The organism is Mycobacterium sp. PSTR-4-N (assembly GCF_022348085.1).
Taxonomy (GTDB): domain Bacteria; phylum Actinomycetota; class Actinomycetes; order Mycobacteriales; family Mycobacteriaceae; genus Mycobacterium.
Genome location: NZ_JAKRFN010000006.1, coordinates 92,998 through 113,822 on the forward strand (window position 1 = coordinate 92,998; position 20,825 = coordinate 113,822).

Genomic DNA, 20,825 nt, shown 5'->3' on the forward strand with positions numbered 1-20,825 from the left:
GGCTTGGAAAAATCTTGGGACGACCCGGCGGCCGGGCGGTCGCGTGATCTCAGGTGTCGTGTTCGAAGACGAACTCGCCGTCGCCGATCCCGAGCCGGTCGCCGTCGGAGAGCTCCGCGCTGCCTTGGACCCGTCCTCCGTTCCGGTGGATCCCGTTGGCCGACCCGGCGTCGATGATCACGAACCCGGTGCCCGAGCCGATGATGACCGCGTGATGGCGGCTGACGCGCGGGTCGCCGAGCACGATGTCGTTGTCGGAATGCCGGCCGATCCGGGTGACGGCATGGGTCAGCGGATACGTCCGGCCCGCCGGCGTGCGTAGCCGCGCGGCGCCGGCCTGCGACGCCGACATCAAGCGGTTGACGGTGGCCACCATGGTGTCGGCGGCGGTCTTCCTGATCGACGGTCCCACGTTCAGGGGCCCCTGCGCCAGGATCACGGCATGCAGATCGCGCAGTTCGGGCGCCGGGTCGATGCCGAGTTCCTCGGCCAGCACCGCTTTCAGCCGGCGATACGCGTCCAGGGCGTCGGATTGACGCTGCGTGAGGTAGTACGCCGTCATCAACTGGGCCCACAGCGGCTCCCGGTAGGGGTGGCGGGCGACCAACTCCTCGAGTTCACCGATCACCGACTCGGCTCTGCCGCAAGCGATCTCGGACTGGGCTCGGACGGTGTGCGCCGAGATCCTGTCTTCCGACAGGGCCACCTCGAAGGTCTGTACGAACGGGAAGCCCCGCAGGTCGGCGAGGAAGTCACCCTGCCACTGGGCCAGCGCGTCCGACAGGTGCGCACTCGCATCCTCGAACTGTCCCGCCGCGGCCGACTCCAGACCTGCCGTCCGGGCCGCGATGAACCGGTCCAGATCCACGTCTCGATCGTCGACGTGCACCCGGTAGCCCCCGGAGGTCTTCTCCAGGAGCCGGCGGTCGTCCACGCCGGAGGTGCGCAGCAGACGGCGCAGGTTGGAGACGTAGGCGTGCAGACTGGCGCGGGCCTCGGCCGGGGCCTGCTCACCCCAGACGGCGTCGATCAGCATCTCGGCGGGCAGGGCCCGATTGCGGTGCAGCACCAGGACGGCCAGCACGGCCCGCTGCTTCGGCGTGCCCAGCGGGACCGCCGCGCCTCCCACGGTCATGTGGAACGGCCCGAGCAGCGCGAAGCTGACACTCGAACTCACCGACGTCGATTCCTCCCCCTGTGCCGCAGGAGCGACCTTACCGGCCAACTGTCCCGCCCGACCGCCGGCGATGGCGTTGAATGGCTGTCGTGGGCGAGGAACTGACACAGACCGAGTTCACTCGCGAGCACCGCCGCGAGTACCGACGCAAGGTGCAGCTGTGCCTCGACGTGTTCGAGACGATGCTGGCGCAGTCCAGCTTCGACTTCGAGAAGCCGCTGACCGGCATGGAGATCGAGTGCAACCTGGTCGACGGTGACTACCAGCCGGCGATGACCAACTCCGAGGTGCTCGCCGCGATCGCCGATCCCGCCTACCAGACCGAACTCGGCGCCTACAACATCGAGTTCAACGTGCCGCCGCGCCGGCTGCCCGGCCGCGCCGGGCTCGACCTGGAGGCCGAGGTGCGGGCCAGCCTGAACGCCGCGGAGGCCAAGGCCAACACCGACGGCTCGCACATCGTGATGGTCGGCATCCTGCCGACGTTGATGCCCCAGCACCTGGCCGGCCACTGGATGAGCGAGTCGACCCGCTACCAGGCACTCAACGACTCGATCTTCACCGCGCGCGGTGAGGACATCGACATCGACATCGCCGGTCCGGAACGCCTGAGCCTGCAGACCGCGTCGATCGCACCCGAATCCGCCTGCACCAGCATGCAATTGCATCTGCAGGTCTCCCCCGGCGACTTCGCCGACAACTGGAACGCCGCGCAGGTGCTGGCCGGGCCGCAGCTCGCCCTGGGCGCCAACTCACCGTTCTTCTTCGGCCACCGGCTGTGGGCCGAGACGCGCATCGAACTCTTCGCCCAGGCCACCGACACGCGCCCCGACGAGTTGAAGACCCAGGGTGTGCGGCCGCGGGTGTGGTTCGGGGAACGCTGGATCACCTCGATATTCGACCTGTTCGAGGAGAACGTGAGGTACTTCCCGTCGCTGCTGCCCGAGCTGTCCGACGAGGATCCGGTTGCCGAACTCGCCGCCGGCCGCACGCCGACGCTGTCGGAGCTGCGGCTGCACAACGGCACCATCTACCGCTGGAACCGCCCCGTCTACGACGTCGTGGCGGGTCGTCCGCACCTTCGGGTCGAGAACCGGGTGCTGCCCGCGGGACCCACGGTGGTCGACATGATGGCCAACGCCGCGTTCTACTACGGCGCGCTGCGAGCACTGTCCGAAGAGGATCGCCCCCTGTGGACCAAGCTCAGTTTCGCCACGGCCCGGGCGAATTTCGAGGCCGCCGCCCAGCACGGGCTGGATGCCCGCCTCTACTGGCCGGGCGCCGGCGAGGTCACCCCGGACGAACTGGTGCTGCGCCACCTGCTGCCGTTGGCCGATGAGGGATTGCGTCGCTGGGAGGTGGCCGCCGAGGTGCGGGACCGCTACCTCGGGGTGATCGAGGGGCGCGCCAAGTCGGGCCGCAACGGCGCGGTCTGGCAGACCGCCGCGGTGGCAGCGCTGCAGGACCGCGGCCTGAGCCGGCCCGCGGCGCTGGCCGAGATGCTGCGCCTGTACTGCGAACACATGCACACCAACGATCCGGTGCACACCTGGGAGGTGCCGACCTAGCGGCTCGGGCAGGTCACGTGGCGGGTAGGTGCTCGCGGTAGAAGTCGGCCAGCCGGTCGACCGCTTGATCGACGTATTCGGCCACGTCGTACATCTCGTAGTGGCCGGCGCCCTCGATCACCATCAGGTCGACCGGATTCGGGGCGAGCTGCCAGAGTTTCATGCCCGCCTCGTAGGACCCCGTCACGCCTCGGCGTCCAGCCAGGATGACCTGCAGCGGCTGGGTCAGCAACTGATCCACGAGGTGGAACGCGTCGTACCCGATCAGCAGGGTGTCGCCCCGGGCCAGCCGTCGATTGGTCGACCGCGGGTGACCGCCCCGCGGCGTCCGGTAGTACTCGATCGCCTGGGTGTTGTCGATGTCGGTGATGCCCGCGGCGACAGCGTCTTCCGCGGTGTCGGGCAGCCAGGTGAGCCGCTCGAGGCGGCCGGTCCGGACTTCGCGGGTGCGCTCCGCCGCCAGACGGTCCAGCGCCGCCGCCGGACCGTCGGGAGAGAATGCGGGCGACCGCCAGCTGTCGCCCATGTTGCCGGCGACCACGGTGCCGATCGCGCGGATGCGGTGGTCGGTGCGGGCCGTGTGCACGGCGTAGCCGCCGCCGGCGCAGATGCCGAGCACTCCGATGCGATCGGCATCGATGCCGGGCACCTGCTGGAGCGCGTCGATGGCGAACGAGATGTCCTCGCCGCGCCGGTACGGATCCTCGAGGTCGCGCGGCGTGCCACCGCTCTCACCCTGGTACGCCGGGTCGAACACGAGGGCGGCGACGCCCCTGGCCGCCAATCGGGACGCATAATTGGCGCCGATCTGTTCCTTCACGCTGCTGCCGGGCGTCGACAGGACGACAGCCGGGCCCGGGCGCTGGTCGTCGGGCAGGTGCAGCAGTCCTGCGAGATCGAAGGAACCGCGGGGGATGCTCAGGGGCCTGATCGTCATGGTGTGTCCGTCCGTCGGTGAACCGGATTCGGTGAACCTGTCTCCTTCTTCAAGCCGCGAGGCCGGTCGAAACTTCCCGCACGACGCGTACCTTGGCGCTCATGGCCGACAACCTCCATAACATGGACTGGGACAGCGCGTATCGGGGCGAGACCGACTTCGGCGGCGAGCCGCCCTGGAACATCGGTGAACCGCAGCCCGAACTCGCCGCTCTGATCGCGGCGGGCAAGGTCCGCAGTGAGGTGCTCGACGCCGGCTGCGGGCACGCCGAGTTGTCGCTGGCGCTGGCGGCCCAGGGCTACACCGTGACCGGGATCGACCTCTCCCCGACCGCGGTCGCCGCTGCGACGGCGGCGGCGCAGGACCGCGGCCTGACCGGGGCGACGTTCCTGGCCGCGGACATCACGAACATCACCGGCTTCGACGGCCGGTTCTCCACGGTGATGGACTCGACGCTGTTCCACTCCTTGCCCGTCGACGGCCGCGACGGGTACGTGCGATCGGTGCACCGCGCCGCAGCGCCGGGGGCGAACTACTTCATCCTGGTGTTCGCCGCGGGTGCGTTCCCGCCCGACGTCGACCAGAAGCCCAACGAGGTCACCGAGGACGAGCTGCGCGAGGTGGTCGGCAGATACTGGGAGATCGACGAGGTGCGACCGGCCTTCATCCACGCGAAGATGCCTGCCGAGGTCCCCCTGCCGCCGCATGCGCGTGACGACAAGGGACGCGCGAAGATGAGCGCGTTCCTGCTCACCGCACACAAGTCGCAGTAGTCTCCGGCAGACCCCCGCTACACTCCGAGGTCGCGCCGAAAGCCCTCTGGCACAATGACACTGGCGGGCTGCAGTTCTTGAATGGACGACAACCCGAGGCCGAGTAGCGCGGAATCGATTCCGCCGCGCAAGATGTCGAGGACGTTCTCGACGCCGGCCTGCCCGCCGGCGGCCAGCCCCCACAGGTACGCGCGCCCGATCATCACCGCCCGCGCGCCGAGGGCGACGGCCTTGACGACGTCGGACCCGCGACGGATGCCGCCGTCGAGCACGATCTCCAGCTGGTCGCCGACCGCCTCGGCGATGGCGGGCAGCGCACGGATCGCTGCCGGGGTGCCGTCCAGGTTGTTGCCGCCGTGGTTGGACACCGAGATCGCGGTGACGCCGGCGTCGACGGCGCGCCGGGCGTCGTCGACGCGCATCACGCCCTTGAGCATGAAGGGCCCGCCCCACTGTTCCCGCAGCCAGGCGATGTCGTCCCAGGTCGGCAGCGGCGTCTGCATCCATTCGCCGTAGGCGCCGAAGAAGGTCGGCGCGGCGCCGCCGTCGGCGAGGTTGGGCGCGGTCAGGTCCGGCACCCGTCCCGTCTTCGCGAACTCGAGAAGCCACCGCGGCCTGCGGAGCCCTTCGGGAGCGAAGCGCAGCATCGCCTTGAGGTCCATCCGTTCCGGGATGGCCGGGCTGCCCCAGTCTCTGCCGTTGGAGAAGGACCAGTCGGTGGTGATGATCAGGCCCGCCGCGCCCGCGCGGCGCGCTCGCTCCATGCGGGCCAGCAGCTTGTCCCGGCCGCCGGTCCAGTACATCTGGAAGAACGTGGCCGGGTTGGCGAGCGTGACCTCCTCGATCGGCTTGCTCGCGAACGACGACAGACCGATCGCGGTGCCGCGGGCGGCCGCCGCGCGGGCCACCGCCACCTCGCCGTCCGGATGGACCGCCTGTACGCCGGTCGGAGAGATCAGCACGGGAAGCGAGATCGCCTGTCCCATCACCGTGGTCGCCACGTCACGCTTACCGGACAGGCCGGCCACGTGCGGTGCGAATCCCAGCTCGGCGAACGCCGCCGTGTTGTCCGATACCGTGACGCCCTTCTCGGAACCGGCGACGAGTGCGCTGTACACGCTGGGTGGCAGTCGCTTCCGGGCTCGTCGTTGCGCGTCGGCGACTGTCTCGAACCAGGCGGCCATGGTGACTCCTCTGCATCTCGGTGCCGTCCACGGTAGAAGCCCGACCGAGGCGCCAGAACTCGCCGATCGGACAGTACCCACCCACCCGGGCGGCCCGCACATCGCACCCGATCGGGGCACGCGAGCACCGCCCACCATCTCCTAGCGTCAGCGAATATGCAAGCAGCTCAACTCGATCCGCTAGCACCGTCGCCCCGGGGCCTGTGGAGCAGCCACGGCATCCGGGTCAGTCGCCGGCGGGGCCCGCACCGACCCCACCGCAGCGCGGCAACGGTGTGCGCGGGCAGGTTCTGTGTGCAGCGGCGTGACGAACTGCTCAGTGTCGAGCACGATCTGGGTCCCGCGGAGCTGTCCGACGCGCTGACCTCGCTGCTGACCGAGCACCTCGTCGACACCGAGGTACTGCGCGGACAGGCGGAGTTCGAGCTGGTCTTCACCGGGGTGGTCCGCTCGACCGTCGACGGCAGCGTGGCATCCTGGCTGCGGTTCTATCGCAATTCGCTGGCTGCCCTCGACCGCGGTGCCACTGCCTTCGGGCCCATCCACGCCGAAGCGCAGGCGCAGGTGCTCGGCACCCGATTGCTCGATCTGGGATCGTGTTTCGGCTTCTTTCCCCTGCGCATGGCCCGCCACATCGAGGTCACCGCAACCGATCTCAGCGCCTCGACCATGCGACTCCTCGCCGCCGTGAGCCCACGGCTACAGCGTCCGCTGACCACGCTGGCCTGCGATGCGACAGCCGTGCCGCTGCCGTCGGGCAGCGCAGACACCGTCACCGTGCTGCACCTGATCGAACATCTCCCGGACGCGGTGATGATCGCGGTCTGCGACGAGGCGCTGCGCCTGGCGCGCCGCCGGGTGGTGATCGCCGTCCCCTTCGAAGACGAGCCACGCGCCTGCTACGGACACCTGCAGCGCTTCGACCGCTCACGCATGCAGGGTCTGGCCGACGACCTGATGCGCCGCCATCGCGGAATCTCCGCACGCACCTTCGAGTTCCACGGCGGCTGGCTGATCCTCGACCGTTAGATCAGGCCCCGCTTGCTCGCGGCGTACACCGCCTCGGCCCGTCTGCTCACCTCGAGCTTGCGCATGATGTTGCTGACGTGGAACTTCGCCGTCGTCGCAGAGATGTAGAGCTTCTCGCCGATCTTGTTGTTGGACAGCCCCGCCGCCAGCAGCCGCAACACCTCGACCTCCCGGTCGGTCAGCTGCGCCTTGGGTTCACCGCGGCCCGACAGGGAGCGGACCACCGCCGCGGCGCTGCGCGAGTCGAACGCGCTGTCCCCGGCGGAGATCGCGCGGATCGCGCGGACCAGCTCGGTGGTGTCGACGTCCTTGACGACGTAGCCGCGGGCGCCGGCATGGACGGCGCGCACCACCAGGTCCTCGTCGAGGAATGTGGTGAGGATCAGCAGGCCCAGGCCGGGATAGGCGGCGGAGAGCTTGCCGCACAGCGTCAGTCCTTCGAACTCCGAGCCCGCCGAGAGTTTGAGGTCGAGCAGCACGACGTCGGGCGAGGTGGCGCGCACAACCGCTTCGGCCTCGGCCTCCGAGGCCGCCTCGCCGACGACCACGAGGTCGTCGGCGCGTTCGAGCACCGACCGCAGACCTTGGCGCAGGATCGCGTGGTCGTCGACGAGGACCAGCCTGATGGGTGTCATGGCATCCCACTTTCTTCGAGAACTGCTGCGCGATACGGGATGCGAGCCACGACGCGGACCCCGCCGAGGCGGGATCGGTGCACATCGAAGCCGCCGCCGTGTCCGGTCGCGCGGGCGGCCATGTTGGCCAGACCGCGGTGGCGGCCGTCGACATCGGCGGCCTCCGCCATCCTCAGCATGAGCCGGATCTTGTGGGGATCGCCCGTGCCGTCGTCGGCGATCGAGAGTGACACCGCGTCCGCGCGGTACGTGAGCCGCACGATGGCACGGGTGGCGTTGCCGTGCATCGCGGTGTTGAACAGCGCCTCCCCCGCGATGCGCAGCAGGGCGTGCTCGACATCGCTGGGCAGCTCCCGTGCGTGCCCGTCGACGCGCAGGCTCACCCGGAGATCCTCGGGCATGTGCACGGTGGCGAGCTGCCCCAGCATTGCGGCCAGGCTGGACCGCTGCGCGTCGGCGGGCTGGTTCAACGCATAGATCGCCGAGCGCAGCTGTTCGGTGGCTGAGCGGGTGAGCTCCTTGGCCAGATCGAGCCGCCCCGCGAGTTCGGTTGACTGCTCGGCGATCTCACTGCGGCAAACTTCGATCTGCATTCCGGCCGAGAGCACCGTCTGCGCGACGCTGTCGTGCAGTTCGCGGGCGATACGGTGACGTTCGGAGTTGAGGACCTGGTGGCGCTGGACGGCTCCGAGTTCGCGCTGGGTGGCCAGCAGTTCGGCGTTGCGCGCCTCGGACTGCTCCAAGAGCGTCACCGATTTGGTGAACAGCGCCGAATTCTGCAGCGCCACCGCGGTCTGACCGGCGAGGATGCGCATCACCATCGCATCGGTGCCGTCGAGGGTCCGGTGCGGCGAGGTCCATGCCGCGAATGCCCCGATCACCGTGCCGTCCAACTCGATCGGTACGTGGGCATGCCGGCTCTCCATCACCGGCAACCGGAACGCGGCCAGCTGTCCGCGCAGGATGTCGTTGAGTCGGTTGAGGACCGCATCCGGCAGCGCCGCACCCGGATCGGTGGCGTCGCAGAGGCCTTCGAAGGCGTAGGCCACGCCCGCGGAATCCAGGATCAGATGTCGCACACTAGCTTCGGGTAGCGCGCCGTCGGCCAGGGCCAGCAGCACCCAGTCGGCGTCCAGCGTGGCTCGCGCCGCCTCGGCCACCGCACGCACGAGCTTCTCCGGACCGTCGATCGTCTGGACCAGAGCGCGGGAGATGGTGTCCAGGGCCGCGATGACCCGGTCCAATCGCGCTGCGGTGACGCGCAACTCGGAGTAGAAGCGACCCTTGCCCGAGCGTAGGCCGGTGAGCCTGGCCAGATCGGGTTGGCCGGCGTCGGCGGCCGTCATCTCACATCGCCGCCTGGAACAACGCCTGCATCTGCGCCACATCCGCGGGCCGCGGATTGGTGCTCATACACGCGTCGGACAGCGCGGTCGTCGCCAGCCGGGGCAGATCTTCGTGCCGCACACCGAGTTCGGCGAGCCCGCGGGGCACTCCGACGTCGCGGGCCAGCCTGTCGATGCGGTCGGCCAGCGCGAGTGCTGCTTCGGCGGCAGGCATGCCGTGATCGGCCACCCCGAGGAACGTCGCGATGGTCTTGTACGGCTCGGGGTCGGTTTCGGCGTTGAACCGGATCACGTGCGGCAGCAGCACACCGTTGACGACACCGTGCGGCAGGTCGAGCAGCCCGCCCACCTGATGGCTCATCGCGTGCGTGGCGCCGAGGATCGCGTTGGTGAACGCCAGGCCCGCTTCCAGCGCGGCCTGGGCCATGTGCACACGCGCCGGCATCTCGTCCGGGCGCGCCAGGGTGTGGGCCAGGTTGTCGGTCACCATCTGCACGGCGCGCAGCGCGTGGTGGTCGGTGAGCTGGTTGTGGCCCAGGGAGACGAACGCCTCGATGCCGTGGGTGAGGGCGTCCAGACCGGTGGCCGCGTTGAGCCAGTCCGGCATCGTGGTGAGCAGCCGCGGATCGATCACCGTGATGTCGGGCACCAGCGCCCTGCCGAGGATCGTGATCTTGGTGTTGCGGGTGGTGTCTGTGACGATGCAGAACTGCGAGACGTCGGCGCCGGTGCCGGACGTGGACGGCACCACCACCAGTGGCGGAATCGGCATCTCGGCCTTGTCCACACCCTCGTAGTCGAGGATGTTCCCGCCGTTGGCGGCCAGGATCGCCACGCCTTTGGCGGCGTCTATCACCGATCCGCCACCGACGGCCACCAGCACGTCGCAGCCGGACTCGGCGTAGCGCTCGAACCCCGCGGCGATCTCGTGGTCCTTGGGGTTGGGCGTCAGGTCGTGCCACAGCCGGGTCGCGATGCCCTGGTCGGCGAGGTGTCCGACCATCTCGTCGGCCCAGCCGGCCTCGATGAGGCCGGGGTCGGTCACCAGCATCGGCCGCATCGCCCCGAGCCGCATCGCCGCGTGCGCGGCCTCGACCATCGAGGACACCCCGAACACGATCTCCGGGGCGTGGAACTTCAGCAGGCGTGACTCCACCGCCGTGTGCGTGTGTCCTGTCGTCACCTTCTCGCCTCGCCAACCCTCGCGCCGGTCACGTGCTGTGACCGGGCGTTTCCAGGGTACGACCCGCAGGTCACCTGCCGACCGCTTCCGCCGCGAAATCGTGGGCGGCGCTTTCCAGACCCGTCAGGTCGGCCACCACCCGCACCCGGTCGCAGAACTCGGCGTACCGGGGCAGATCGCAGCTGCCCAGACCCCACGAGTAGCGCGGCTCCGGGGTGAGCCACACGGTTTCGCGCGCGCGGCGGGTGATCTCCTCGAACGCGGCCAGGTTGGGATCGCGGCCGTTGGTGCGACCGTCTCCGAGCACCAGCACCGTGGTGCGCCGGGTCACGGCCGACGAGTGCTCGGCCAGGAACTCGCCGAACACGGCGCCGTAGTCGGAGTTCGCCGCCGTGTCGACGACATCGCCGCCGAAGATCTGCCCGAGGGCTCGATCGTCGGGCAGCTCGCGGAACAGTTCTGTGGTCTCGGCGATGTCGGCGACGAACACGAACGATCGGACCTGGGTGAACAGGTCCTGCAGTCCGTGCACGAGGCTCAGGGTGAACCGCGACGTGGCTCGCACCGACAGGCTCACGTCGGCCAGTACGACCAGCCGGGGCCGGTCCTCGGCGCGCCGCACGGTCACCGGCATGAACGGCACCCCGTCGAAGCGCATGTTGCGGCGCATGGTCTGGCCGGAGTCGACGCGCCCCGCGGCCGCGATCCGGCGCCGGTGGGTCAGCGCGCCGTGCAGGGTGCGGGCGAGCCGGCGCAGCGAGTCCTCGAGGTCGGCGCGTTCGGCCTCCCCGATCCGGTCCACCCGGGCTTCGCGCCGCTCCCGCGTCTCGACGATCGCGGTTTCCAGCGCCAGTAGCGCCTCCAGGTGACGCCTCAGTGCCTGCGGCAGATTCTCCAGGACCCCTGCCAGCCGCCTGCGCATCGCCGCGGCGTCACCTTGGTCCCCGTCCTGGGTACCGAATTCGCCGTCCAGCCAACCGAGTAGGGCCTCCTGCTGGGCGATGGTCAGCTCCGCGTCCACGGGGGTACCGGCCGACGTCGAGAGCGTGCCGACGGTGGGCGCACCGCTCAGCCGGTCGGTGGACAGCTGCACCCGGTAGGCGTCATCGGCGCCCGTGCGGGCCTGATCGCTGAACGCGATCTCGTCGGTCAAGGCGGCCAGGTCGATCTTGTTGGCCTCCTGGTGCATGTTGTAGCGCTGGGCGAGGTCCTCCTGTTTGAAGTAGTCGCGGATGCTCGATGGCTTCCCGTGCTCGTGACCCTGCTCCGGGGTGTCGCTGGGTTGCTCTGAGAGCGTGAAGGATTCGAGCTCGCCGGTGTCGACGAGGTCGTCGTGGGCGTGGGAGTGCCCGTGCCCGGAGGCGTCGTCACCCACCCGCACGAGGTGGAAGAACGCATCGAAGATCTCGTCGAAGACCGGCCCGTCGCGCTCGTCCTTGATCAGCGCGACGCGCAGTGCGGTGCGCAGCACGGCCCGGGAGGACAGCACCCCGGGTTGCGCAGCGCACCGCATCGCGTCGGTCGCCTCGGGGATCGAGACCCGTACGCCGCCCAGGCGTAGGAGTCGGACGAAGCGGTGCAGCGTGGCTTCCATGACTACAGGGCGCGGCGTCGGCCCAGCAGGGTCGTCTCCGACTGCTCCGACTTCTTGGGCGTGCCGTAGTAGCCGTCCGTGAAGCGGCCGGGTTTGTCCTTGGCCAGCCGGGCGGTCCGACCGTCGCCGCCGTGATCATGGTGATCGTGGTCGTGACGGTGGTCGTGCCCGTGCGGATGACCGTGCGAATGGTGATGGTGCTCCGGTACTTTCGCGTTCGGGTCGACCAGCCGCGGCAGCGCATCGAGTGCCTTGCGGACGTCCTTGTCGTATTTGACCACCACCGACACGGTGTCCGAGAGCACCTGGGCGGTCAGCTCGTCGACACCCAGGACGGCCAGCGTGCGGGCCCAGTCGATGGTCTCGGAGATGCTGGGCGCCTTGCGAAGTTCCAGGTCCCGCAACCCGCGCACGACATCGACGAGCTGGGTGGCCAGCGCGTCGGACAGGCCGGTGTTCTTCGACTGCACGATCTGCAGTTCCCGCTCGGCGGCCGGATAGTCGAGGAACAGGTGAAGGCACCGCCTCTTGAGCGCTGCCGCGAGATCCCGGGTGTTGTTCGACGTGAGGATCACGTAGGGCACGTGGGTGGCGGTGAAGGTGCCCAGTTCGGGAACCGAAACCTGATATTCGCCGAGCAGTTCGAGCAGGACCGCCTCCAATGCCTCGTCGGCGCGGTCGATCTCGTCGATCAGCAGTACCACCGGTTCGTCGGACCGGACCGCCTCCAGCAGGGGGCGCGGCGCCAGGAAGCGATCGGAGAAGAACACGCTCTCCTGGGTACCGATGCGCTCGACGGCCTCGTCGAGATCCGTCGCATCGGCCACCAGCTGCCCGATCTTCTCGCGAAGGATCTGGGTGTACAGCAGCTGCTTGCCGTAATCCCATTCGTAGAGCGCCTTGGTCTCGTCCTGGCCTTCGTAGCACTGCAGGCGCAGCAGCCGGCGGCCAGTCGCAGCCGCCAGCATCTTGGCCAATTCGGTCTTGCCGACCCCGGCGGGCCCCTCGATCAGCAGCGGCTTGTCCAGGCGGATCTGCAAGAACACGGTGGTGGCCAGGCGCTCGTCGGCGATGTAACCCTGCCCGGCGAGCGCCTCGCGCACCTCCTCCACGGTCGCGAACATCGTTACGGCAGCAGCTCGTCGAGGCTGCCGGTCATGCAGTGCTCGACCACCGGGCGCACGGTGTCGAACGTGCACTCCTTGGCGTTGCCCGGCGTGCAGGCATCACCGAGGACGTGGTTGGTGATGCGGTCGACGTCGGCCTCGTCGCCCTTGATCACCGGTGCGTTCTCGTAGAACTTGGTGGGGCCCTTGCCCAGCCGGTTCTTCGAGTAGCTGTCCTGCTTGACGTCGACGAAGCGCTCGATGATGTTGACGTCGCGCAGCAGGCGGATCGCCGCGGCCAGTGCGGCGTCGGCGGCCTGCACGTCGGTCATGCCGTAGGTGTCCACGCCCATCGCCTGGGCGATGTCGGCGAAGCGCTTGTAGGCCACCGGCATGTTGAACGCCCACACCCGGGGCAGCGCGATCGCGTTGTTGAGGCCGTGGTGGGTGTCGTAGAACGCGCTCACCGCGTGCGAGATCGAGTGGATGATGCCGAGGCCACCGGAGTTGAACGCCTGCGCGGCGATGTACTGGGCGTACATCATGCCCTCACGGCCCTTGAGATCCGTTCCGTTCCAGGTGGCTTCGCGCAGGTTCTCGGCGGTCAGCTTGATCGCGCGGATCGCGTTGCCCAGCGACGGTTCGAAGTTGAGCCGTGACACATAGGGTTCCGAGGCGTGCGCGAGCACGTCGAAGCCGCACTGCGCGGTGTAGTCGGTCGGGCATTCGTAGTACAGCACCGGGTCGTCGACGGCCAGCGTCGCCACCGACGCATCGTCGAATGCCACGTACTTGTGCGGGTTGTCGGGATCGGTGGTGGTGTCGGTGATGACGTAGGCCCACGAGGTCTCCGAGCCGGTGCCCGCGGTGGTGGAGATCGCGATGTGCGGCGGGTTCTTCGGGTTCTCGCTCTTGTTGAAGCCCTCGAAGTCGTTGACGTTGCGGCCGTCATGGGCGATCGAGATGCGGGCGCCCTTGCACGCGTCGTGGGTGGAACCGCCGCCGATGGAGATGAAGCTGTCGCACTCGTTCTCCTGGTAGAGCTTCACCGAGTCCATGACGTTGTAGTCCTTGGGGTTGGACTCCACCTTGTCGTAGACGACGACCTCGAGGCCGTGCCATTTCAGCGACTCGGCCATGTTGTGCACGATGTCGGTGCCGCGCAGGCCCGAGCTCATCAGCAGGACCCGCTTGAAACCCATCTTGAGGGCCTCCGGGCCGACCATCTCATGCGCGCCGGGCCCCATCATGGCGCGGGGGAACGGGTGAAACTCCTTGATGGGGAAGGGCTTCAGAAGATCTTCGACCTTCATGGCGGGGTCCTCTCTGCGGTGCTGCCGGTGGTGTCGGGGACCACCATGGCACGGCAGATGTGACCGACAGAACACTTGCCGGGCACAACCGAATCGTCGGGCAGCGCAAGTGCGGACGGGCGGGCAGGGCCCTACCTACCCGGTCGGAGAGGTCTCCTTGGGCCGGTCGCTGGTGTCGTGGTCGTCGACCATCGTGGATTCGTCGAACGGGCGGTGGCCGTCGAGGACGTCGCGCAGCCGCTCCTCGTCGACGCTGTGCGTCCAGTGCCCGACCAGCAGGGTGGCGACGGCGTTGCCGGAGAAGTTGGTCAACGCGCGCGCCTCGGACATGAACCGGTCGATGCCGACGATGATCCCGACGCCGTCGAGCAGTTCGGGTCGGTGGCTCTGCAGCCCGGCCGCGAGCGTGGCCAGCCCGGCGCCGCTGACGCCGGCGGCACCCTTGGAGGCGACGATCATGAACGCGAGCAAGCCGAGTTGTTCGGGGATGGACAGCGGGTCGCCCAGGGCGTCGGCGATGAACAGCGACGCCATGGTCAGGTAGATCGCGGTGCCGTCGAGGTTGAAGGAGTAGCCGGTGGGCACGACGATGCCGACGGTCGCGGGTTTGACCCCGGCGTGCTCCATCTTCGCGATCAGCCGCGGCAGCGCCGATTCAGACGACGACGTCGCGACGATCAGCAGATATTCGCGGGCCAGGTACCGGGCGAGCTTGAACACCGACACCCGCGCCACGGTCCACAACAGGGCGCCGAGCACCCCGAAGACGAAGATCACGCAGGTCAGGTAGAAGGCCGCCATCAGCACGCCCAGCTGGATCACCGCCTCGAAGCCGGTGTCGCCCACCACGGCCGCGATCGCGCCGAAGGCACCGATCGGCGCGAGCCAGAGCACGCCGATCAGGATCTTGAACACCAGCTTCTGCAGCGCCTCGATGCCGCGCAGCAACGGCTCCCCCGCGGTGCCCAGCGACTGGATACCGAAACCGACGAGCAGCGCCACGAACAGCGCCTGCAGCACGTTGCCCTCGGTCACCGACGAGAACAACGTCGACGGGATGATGTTGGCGATGAAGTCCATTGTGCCGCCGGCAGATTCGGCCTCACCGGCCAGCTCGACACCCTTGCCGGGGTCGTTGGGCACATTGAGCCCGGTGCCGGGACTGATGATGTTGCCGACCACGAGGCCGATGGCCAGCGCCACCGTGGACATCACCAAGAAGTAGGCGATGGCGAGCCCGCCGACCTTGCCCACCGCGGTCGCGGCCTTCACCTTGCCGATGCCCAGGACGACGGTGCAGAAGATGACCGGGACGATCATCATCTTGATCAGCTTGACGAACAGCTCCCCCAGCACGCCGAGCGATCCGGCCACCTCGGGCGCCACCAGGCCGACGACGACGCCGGCGATGACCGCGGCGATCACCATGAGGTAGAGCCAGTGCGTGCGGTCGCGCTTCTTCTCCGGCTTCTCTGTTCTCTGCGGTCCGGATTCGTCGGCGTCGGTGGCGGTCATGCTCGGCATCCCCCTCCAGTGATGGTGAAGCAGGGATAACCAGAAGTGCCCCGCGTCACACCCTGGTCACGACCGCCAATGCGGAGGCCAGGATCGCCAGGTCGTCGTCGGTCACGTCGACGTGCGGCGAGACGCGCAGGGCGGGACGGGTCAACTCCTTCGGCGCGCGCTCGACGCCGACGAACGTGGTCAGGATGCGGTGCTCGGCGATCAGCTCCTCCCGCACCGCTGCGGCGTCGACGACGTCGGGCGGGGTCAGCGTCGTGATCGCGCTCGGTTCGTCGACGTTCTCCCGTACGTGCCAGCCCGCGACGTCGGTCAGCGCGCGGCGGGTCTGAGCCCCCACCTCGCGCAGCCGGGCCTGGATGTCCGCCGGGCCTGCGGCGAGGTGCTCGCCGAGCGCCACCGACAAACCGACGTGCGAGGCGACGCTGGCTTCAGCGTGCGCGATCCGCTGCTGCGTGCCGTCCGACAGCAACCCGGGGCGGGTGGCCAGCACACCCACGCCGCGCGGCCCGGCCGACCATTTGCGCGACGACGTGTAGATCGCATCAGCGCCGATGTCCGTGCAGTCGAGGTGCGCGAAACCTTGTGCCGCGTCCACGATCAGCGGCAACCCCTGGCTGCGGCACGCACCGGCCAGTTCGAGCGCCGGCTGGACCACCCCGCTGTGGCTGCCCAGCATCGTCAGGTGCACCAGCGCGGGCGGATCGTTGGAGAGCGCCGCGCCGACGGCGTCGAGGTCGAGCCGACCGAAACCGTCGACGGGCAGGTCCCGGATCTCGAAGCCGTGGCGGGCCATGATCGCGAGGTTGGGACCGTATTCGCCGGTCAGGCAGGCGATCACCCGGTCACCGGTCCAGTCCGCGAGCAGGATGTCGAATGCGTGGTTGGACCCCGTGGTGAAGAACACCTCGGCGTCGGCCATCCCGGCCATCGCTCGCACCGCGGCGCGGCCCGCGGCCAGCACCGGGGCCGCCGCGACGGCAGCGACATAGCCGCCGACCTCGGCTTCGTGCTGCGCGTGTCGTGCCGCCGCCTCGAGGGCCGCGACACTCTGACGCGAGCATGCGGCGCTGTCCAGGTGCACTCCGGCCGCCGGGGGGCGCGCGGCCCGCCACTCCTGCGCGAGTGTCACTTGACCGCCAACGACAGGCCGAAGTCGCCTGCCTCATCGGTCCACCACTGTGTGCGGGTCAGGCCGGCCGCGCGGAGTTCGGCGTCCACGCCCGCGGGCCGGAACTTGCACGACACTTCGGTGAGCATCTCCTCGCCGTCGGCGAAGTCGACTGTCAGGCCGAGCGCCGGGATGCTCACGCGCTGCGCGCGAGCCGACCGCAGCCACATCTCGATGCGCTCCTCGTCGGGGTTCCAGCGGGCCACATGGGTGAATGCGGTGGCGTCGAAATCCGCACCCAGTTCCCGGTTCACGACGGCGAGCACGTTCAGGTTGAACCGGGCCGTCACCCCGGCGGCGTCGTCGTAGGCGCGCACCAGCCGCTCGGTGTCCTTGACCAGATCGGTGCCCAGCAGCAGGGTGTCGCCCGGCTGCATCATCGCCGCCACCGACGACAGGAATTCGGCACGGGGGCCGGCGGTGAGGTTGCCGATGGTGGAACCCAGGAACGCGATCAGGCGGCGGCCGGCGGCCGGGATCTTGCCCAGATGCTCCTCGAAATCCCCGCACACCGCGGCGATCTCGATGCCCGGGTATTCGTCGGCGATCGCGGCGCCCGCCGCCTCGAGCACCGTCGCGTCGACGTCGAACGGGATGAATCTGCGCAGTGCGCCGCGCTCGCGCATCGCGTCGAGTAGTCGGCGGGTCTTCTCCGACGTGCCGCTGCCCAGTTCGACCAGGGTGTCGGCGCCGGAGGCGGCCGCGATCTCCGCGGCGCGCGCCGCGAGGATCTGCGCTTCCGCACGCGTCGGGTAGTACTCGGGCAGCCGGGTGATCTGGTCGAACAGGTCGCTGCCCACCGAGTCGTAGAACCACTTGGGCGGCAACGACTTCGGCGCACCGGTCAATCCGTCGCGGACATCGCGACGCAAGGCCGCCTCGGCGGCGTCGGCGGCCAGGTAGTTCTCCAGCGAGAACGTCATCACGATCCTTTCAGCGGGGTGAGGTCGACCCGAGCGTCGATCCCGTTGCCGGTCACCGACACGAGGTGGCGATCGGGGATCTCCTGCCACGCCGGGTCGTCGTCGTAGGGTTCGCTGGCCACCACCACGCCGTCGGGGCGGCGCAGTACCGACAGGGTGTCGCCCCACGTGGTGGCCAGCAGGGCAGAACCGTTGCCGGCCAAGATGTTCAACCGGGCGTTGGGATCGTCGGCGGCCACCGAGGCCACGGTGTCGCCGAGCCGGTCGAGTCCCCGATCGAAGATCAGCGCGGCCAGCAGAGCGCTGTCGTTTGTCGATTCGGCGTGCGAGGACAACGGCAGGACTGCGCGATCGACCACCCCGTTGTGCGAGAGCAGCCAGGTGCCGTCGGTGAATGGCGCCGCCGCCGAGGGCTCGATCGGCATCCCGACGCTGGCCGAGCGCACCGCGGCGACCACGCAGGAACTTCTCAGCGCAGGCGCCACCGACGCGAACGACGCATCACCCCACAGCGGTGCGGCGCTGCGCCACCGTCGGGGCTGCCCACCGTCGAAAAACCCTGCGCCCCAACCGTCTGCGTTCATCAGTCCGTGTTTCTGCCGGCGCGGCGCATAGGACTGCACCAGCAGCCCGGACGGCGGGTCGAGCATCAGCGACGCCAGCGTGACCGGGCCGCCCAACCAGGCCAGGTGCCTACACATCCCAGGCCAACCGCACGCCCGAGAAGATCTGTCGGCGGATCGGATGATCCCAGTTGCGGAAGCTCGGCCGCAGGATTCCGGGCGCCACCGCCCAGGAGCCGCCGCGCAGGACGCGGTACTCCCCCGAGGTGATCCCGTCGAAGAACGGGGACGAGTACTGCTCGTACACCATCGGCGTGAACCCCGGCCACGGCCGCAACGTCGAGGTGGTCCACTCCCACACGTCACCCAGCATCTGTTCGGCGCCGTAGGCCGACGCACCGCCGGGGTATGCGCCGACCGGAGCCGGCCGCAGCGCGGTGCCCCCGAGGTTGACCCGCTCGGCAGACGGCGCGTGCGATCCCCAGGGGTAGCGCCGGCGCCGACCGGCCGCAGGGTCCCATGCGCACGCCTTCTCCCATTCGACCTCCGTGGGCAGGCGGGCACCGGACCACGCCGCGTAGGCCTGCGCTTCGTGGAAGTCGACGTGCTGAACGGGCTCGTCGGCGGGGATGTCCTCGACGTGGCCGAAGCGGGTGCGGGTACCGGCCAGAGTGCCGGTGTTCCAGAATTGCGGCGCGGTCAGCCCGGCCTGCTGCCGATGGGCCCACCCGGCATCCGTCCACCAGCGACGCTCGTCGTATCCGCCGTCGTCGATGAACTGTTGCCATTCGGCGTTGGTGACGGGGACCCGGCCGATGCGGAACGCGGGAACGTCGACGGTGTGCGCGGGCCGCTCGTTGTCCAGCGAGAAGGGCTCGGTGGCCGGGTCGACGCCGAGCACGAACTCACCCGCGGGCACCTCGACCCATGTCCCGGCCAGCCCGGCGCGGCCTTCGGGCAGCGCGCAGCCACGGTCGAGCAGCGGCGCACCTGAGCGCAGGTTCAGCGCCTGCAGCATGGTCTCGTCGTGCTGGTTCTCGTGGCTGGCCACCATTGCGAACGTGAAGGCCTCGGGATGATCGTCGGGCAGCGCATCCAGCGCGTCGAGAACCTTGTTGCGCACCGTGGCGCAGTACGCGCGGGCGTCGGCGGGCGGCAGCAGCGGCAGGTCGACCCGGCTGGCCCGGGAATGCACGAACGCGTCATAGAGCTGGTCGACCTGGCGCGACAGCATCCCCGGCCGGTCGGGGTTGCCGCCCCGCAGCAGCCACAGCTCTTCCTGCTGGCCGATGTGGGCGAGGTCCCAGACCAGCGGGCTCATCAACGGGTCGTACTGGCGGCGCACCTCGGCGTCGTCGAAGTCGACCAACCGCAGGGTTCGGTCGCGGGCGGTGATCAATTCCTCGGCGAGCACCTCGCGCGCGGTCACAGTTCTCCTTCTGCCAGGTGGGTGATCGCTCCGGCGATGCCGGTCGCCACCACGCGGTCGGCGACGTCGTCGGCGGCACAGCGGCCTCGCTCGACCGCACGCACCAGCATCTCCACGGACTCCGCCACCTCCGACGGCGCCCGTTCGGCGGCGGCGGTCACACAGGTGAGCGCGGCCGCGTGCAGATGACGATCAGCCAGGCCCACACGGGCCGCGCGATCCCACGCCGTCGCGACCTCCTCGGTGGCTTCGGCCGCGATGTCAGCCGCGATCGGATCGTCGAGAAGTGTCGCAAGTGTCCACGCCACCGCGGGCCACAGTTCGTCCGGCACGCTGTCCAGATAGCGGATCTCCAGGAACCCGCGGGGACGCACCGGGGGAAACAGCGTGGTCAGGTGGTAGTCCAGGTCGGCTTTGGTGGGCCGTCGGCCGCCGAGCAGCACCCGACCGTCGGCCCAGTCCGCGAACGGCACCCATTCGGTGACCGGTTCCGGGTCGGGGGTGTGCACCAGCATGACCGGTGCCCGCAGGGCGTAACGCGCCCAGTCGCTGGCCGGATCGTCCCCGCTGGCGCCCAGCACGGGCCCGCAGCGCGCCGAGTCCAGCTGCGACCACACCCGCTGACGGCTGGACTGCCAGCCGGTGAAGGCGCCCGCCAGCACCGGCGAATTCGCCGCGACGGCGACCATGGTCGGACCGAGCGCATGGGCCAGCCGGACCCGGTCCGCCCACTGGGAACGCGGACCCGCCTCGAGGTTGACCTGGATCGACGCCGTCGACGTCATCATCGCCGCACCCGCCTCCCCGGTGCCGCTGGTCGAGAAGAACGTCTCCATGGCCTGGTAGCGGCCGCCGGGGTTGACCCGCTGGGGCGGCCGCAGCGGGTCGGCACCGAGGAGCACCAGACCCAGGCCCTCCCGGCGGAATGCCGTGCGCAGCGCCGCGCGATCCGAACGCATCGCCGCGATCGCGGCGGCGGGGTCGGCCGCCGGCGGCCCTGACAGCTCGACCGCGCCGCCGGGCTCCACGGTGACCACGCTGCCGCCGGGCAGACGGGGAAGAGTCGCGATCGTCGCAGTCAGCTCATCCCAACCGGGACGGCGCGCGGGATCGGCCAGAACGAAGCAGTGCGCCTCGACCTCGAGGCCGACTCCGCCGACGGGCCCGTCGACCAGACAGCTGCCGACGAGGCGTTCGGCGGCGGCTTCGGCGCTGGCCAGGGTGTCGCCGGCGGAAACGTCGCACGGCATGGTGCGGGCCATATGAGCCGCCCTCTTTCCATCGTTGACGATCTGCGAAGACGAGTCTTCCCTTTTATCTTCCAGAACGCACCGACAATTTCCCCGTCCGCGGCGTGACACACCTATGACGTG

Annotated in this window: 18 protein-coding genes; 3 read left to right on the forward strand and 15 right to left on the reverse strand. The window is 69.5% G+C overall.

Annotated elements, in window-relative coordinates; all coding sequences use genetic code 11:
• Window positions 1-49: 49 nt before the first annotated feature.
• Window positions 50-1,135: a BTAD domain-containing putative transcriptional regulator gene (locus tag MHN84_RS10855; RefSeq protein ID WP_241204855.1), complete on the reverse strand. Its 1,086-nt coding sequence runs from the start codon at window positions 1,133-1,135 to the stop codon at window positions 50-52.
• 122 nt (window positions 1,136-1,257) lie between these two features.
• Here MHN84_RS10855 and MHN84_RS10860 point away from each other — a divergent pair, with 122 nt between their 5' ends.
• A complete protein-coding gene (locus tag MHN84_RS10860) occupies window positions 1,258-2,745 on the forward strand; it encodes a glutamate--cysteine ligase (RefSeq protein ID WP_241204645.1) in 1,488 nt (495 codons plus the stop codon).
• A 13-nt stretch (window positions 2,746-2,758) separates the two neighbouring features.
• Here MHN84_RS10860 and MHN84_RS10865 read toward each other — a convergent pair whose 3' ends face one another.
• On the reverse strand, window positions 2,759-3,682 hold the full coding sequence (locus tag MHN84_RS10865; RefSeq protein ID WP_241204646.1) for an alpha/beta hydrolase: 924 nt from the start codon (window positions 3,680-3,682) through the stop codon (window positions 2,759-2,761).
• Between the two features lie 122 nt (window positions 3,683-3,804).
• Between MHN84_RS10865 and MHN84_RS10870 the strand changes: the two genes are divergently transcribed.
• Window positions 3,805-4,455, forward strand: coding sequence for a methyltransferase domain-containing protein (locus tag MHN84_RS10870; protein WP_241204856.1), 651 nt, complete (start codon window positions 3,805-3,807; stop codon window positions 4,453-4,455).
• Between the two features lie 17 nt (window positions 4,456-4,472).
• Here the strand turns inward: MHN84_RS10870 and mftD are convergent, their stop codons facing one another.
• Window positions 4,473-5,639 (reverse strand): pre-mycofactocin synthase MftD, encoded by a 1,167-nt coding sequence (mftD, locus tag MHN84_RS10875; protein WP_241204647.1) that lies wholly within the window; start codon window positions 5,637-5,639, stop codon window positions 4,473-4,475.
• Window positions 5,640-5,795: 156 nt separating this feature from the next.
• Here mftD and mftM point away from each other — a divergent pair, with 156 nt between their 5' ends.
• A complete protein-coding gene (gene mftM / locus MHN84_RS10880; protein WP_241204648.1) occupies window positions 5,796-6,668 on the forward strand; it encodes a mycofactocin oligosaccharide methyltransferase MftM in 873 nt (290 codons plus the stop codon).
• Here mftM and MHN84_RS10885 read toward each other — a convergent pair.
• From MHN84_RS10885 to egtA, 12 genes are all read right to left on the reverse strand, one after another.
• Window positions 6,665-7,303, reverse strand: a complete 639-nt coding sequence (locus MHN84_RS10885) for a response regulator transcription factor (protein WP_241204649.1) — start codon at window positions 7,301-7,303, stop codon at window positions 6,665-6,667. The genes mftM and MHN84_RS10885 overlap by 4 nt on opposite strands.
• The gene (locus tag MHN84_RS10890; protein WP_255730278.1) at window positions 7,300-8,649 is read right to left on the reverse strand and encodes a sensor histidine kinase; all 1,350 of its coding nucleotides are present in this window, start codon (window positions 8,647-8,649) and stop codon (window positions 7,300-7,302) included. Before MHN84_RS10890 ends, MHN84_RS10885 begins: the two co-directional genes overlap by 4 nt.
• 1 nt (window position 8,650) lies before the next feature.
• Window positions 8,651-9,832: an iron-containing alcohol dehydrogenase gene (locus MHN84_RS10895; protein WP_241204650.1), complete on the reverse strand. Its 1,182-nt coding sequence runs from the start codon at window positions 9,830-9,832 to the stop codon at window positions 8,651-8,653.
• A 70-nt stretch (window positions 9,833-9,902) separates the two neighbouring features.
• Window positions 9,903-11,426, reverse strand: coding sequence for a VWA domain-containing protein (locus MHN84_RS10900; RefSeq protein WP_241204651.1), 1,524 nt, complete (start codon window positions 11,424-11,426; stop codon window positions 9,903-9,905).
• Window positions 11,427-11,428: 2 nt separating this feature from the next.
• Window positions 11,429-12,550, reverse strand: coding sequence for a MoxR family ATPase (locus tag MHN84_RS10905; protein WP_241204652.1), 1,122 nt, complete (start codon window positions 12,548-12,550; stop codon window positions 11,429-11,431).
• A 2-nt stretch (window positions 12,551-12,552) separates the two neighbouring features.
• Window positions 12,553-13,845, reverse strand: coding sequence for an NDMA-dependent methanol dehydrogenase (gene mdo / locus MHN84_RS10910; RefSeq protein ID WP_241204653.1), 1,293 nt, complete (start codon window positions 13,843-13,845; stop codon window positions 12,553-12,555).
• A 135-nt stretch (window positions 13,846-13,980) separates the two neighbouring features.
• Entirely contained in the window at window positions 13,981-15,360 is a 1,380-nt protein-coding gene (locus MHN84_RS10915) for a cation:dicarboxylate symporter family transporter (RefSeq protein WP_241204654.1), read from the reverse strand.
• Between the two features lie 55 nt (window positions 15,361-15,415).
• Complete coding sequence (gene egtE, locus MHN84_RS10920; protein ID WP_241204655.1) at window positions 15,416-16,498, reverse strand: ergothioneine biosynthesis PLP-dependent enzyme EgtE; 1,083 nt, start codon at window positions 16,496-16,498, stop codon at window positions 15,416-15,418.
• Window positions 16,495-17,460, reverse strand: a complete 966-nt coding sequence (egtD, locus tag MHN84_RS10925; protein ID WP_241204656.1) for an L-histidine N(alpha)-methyltransferase — start codon at window positions 17,458-17,460, stop codon at window positions 16,495-16,497. The genes egtE and egtD overlap by 4 nt, the downstream gene beginning before the upstream one ends.
• Window positions 17,460-18,161 carry an ergothioneine biosynthesis protein EgtC gene (gene egtC, locus MHN84_RS10930; RefSeq protein ID WP_241204657.1) on the reverse strand — a complete coding sequence of 234 codons (702 nt, stop codon included), beginning with the start codon at window positions 18,159-18,161 and terminating at the stop codon, window positions 17,460-17,462. Before egtC ends, egtD begins: the two co-directional genes overlap by 1 nt.
• A complete protein-coding gene (gene egtB, locus MHN84_RS10935; RefSeq protein WP_241204658.1) occupies window positions 18,154-19,452 on the reverse strand; it encodes an ergothioneine biosynthesis protein EgtB in 1,299 nt (432 codons plus the stop codon). The genes egtC and egtB overlap by 8 nt, the downstream gene beginning before the upstream one ends.
• Complete coding sequence (egtA, locus tag MHN84_RS10940; protein WP_241204659.1) at window positions 19,449-20,714, reverse strand: ergothioneine biosynthesis glutamate--cysteine ligase EgtA; 1,266 nt, start codon at window positions 20,712-20,714, stop codon at window positions 19,449-19,451. Before egtA ends, egtB begins: the two co-directional genes overlap by 4 nt.
• Between the last annotated feature and the right edge of the window lie 111 nt (window positions 20,715-20,825).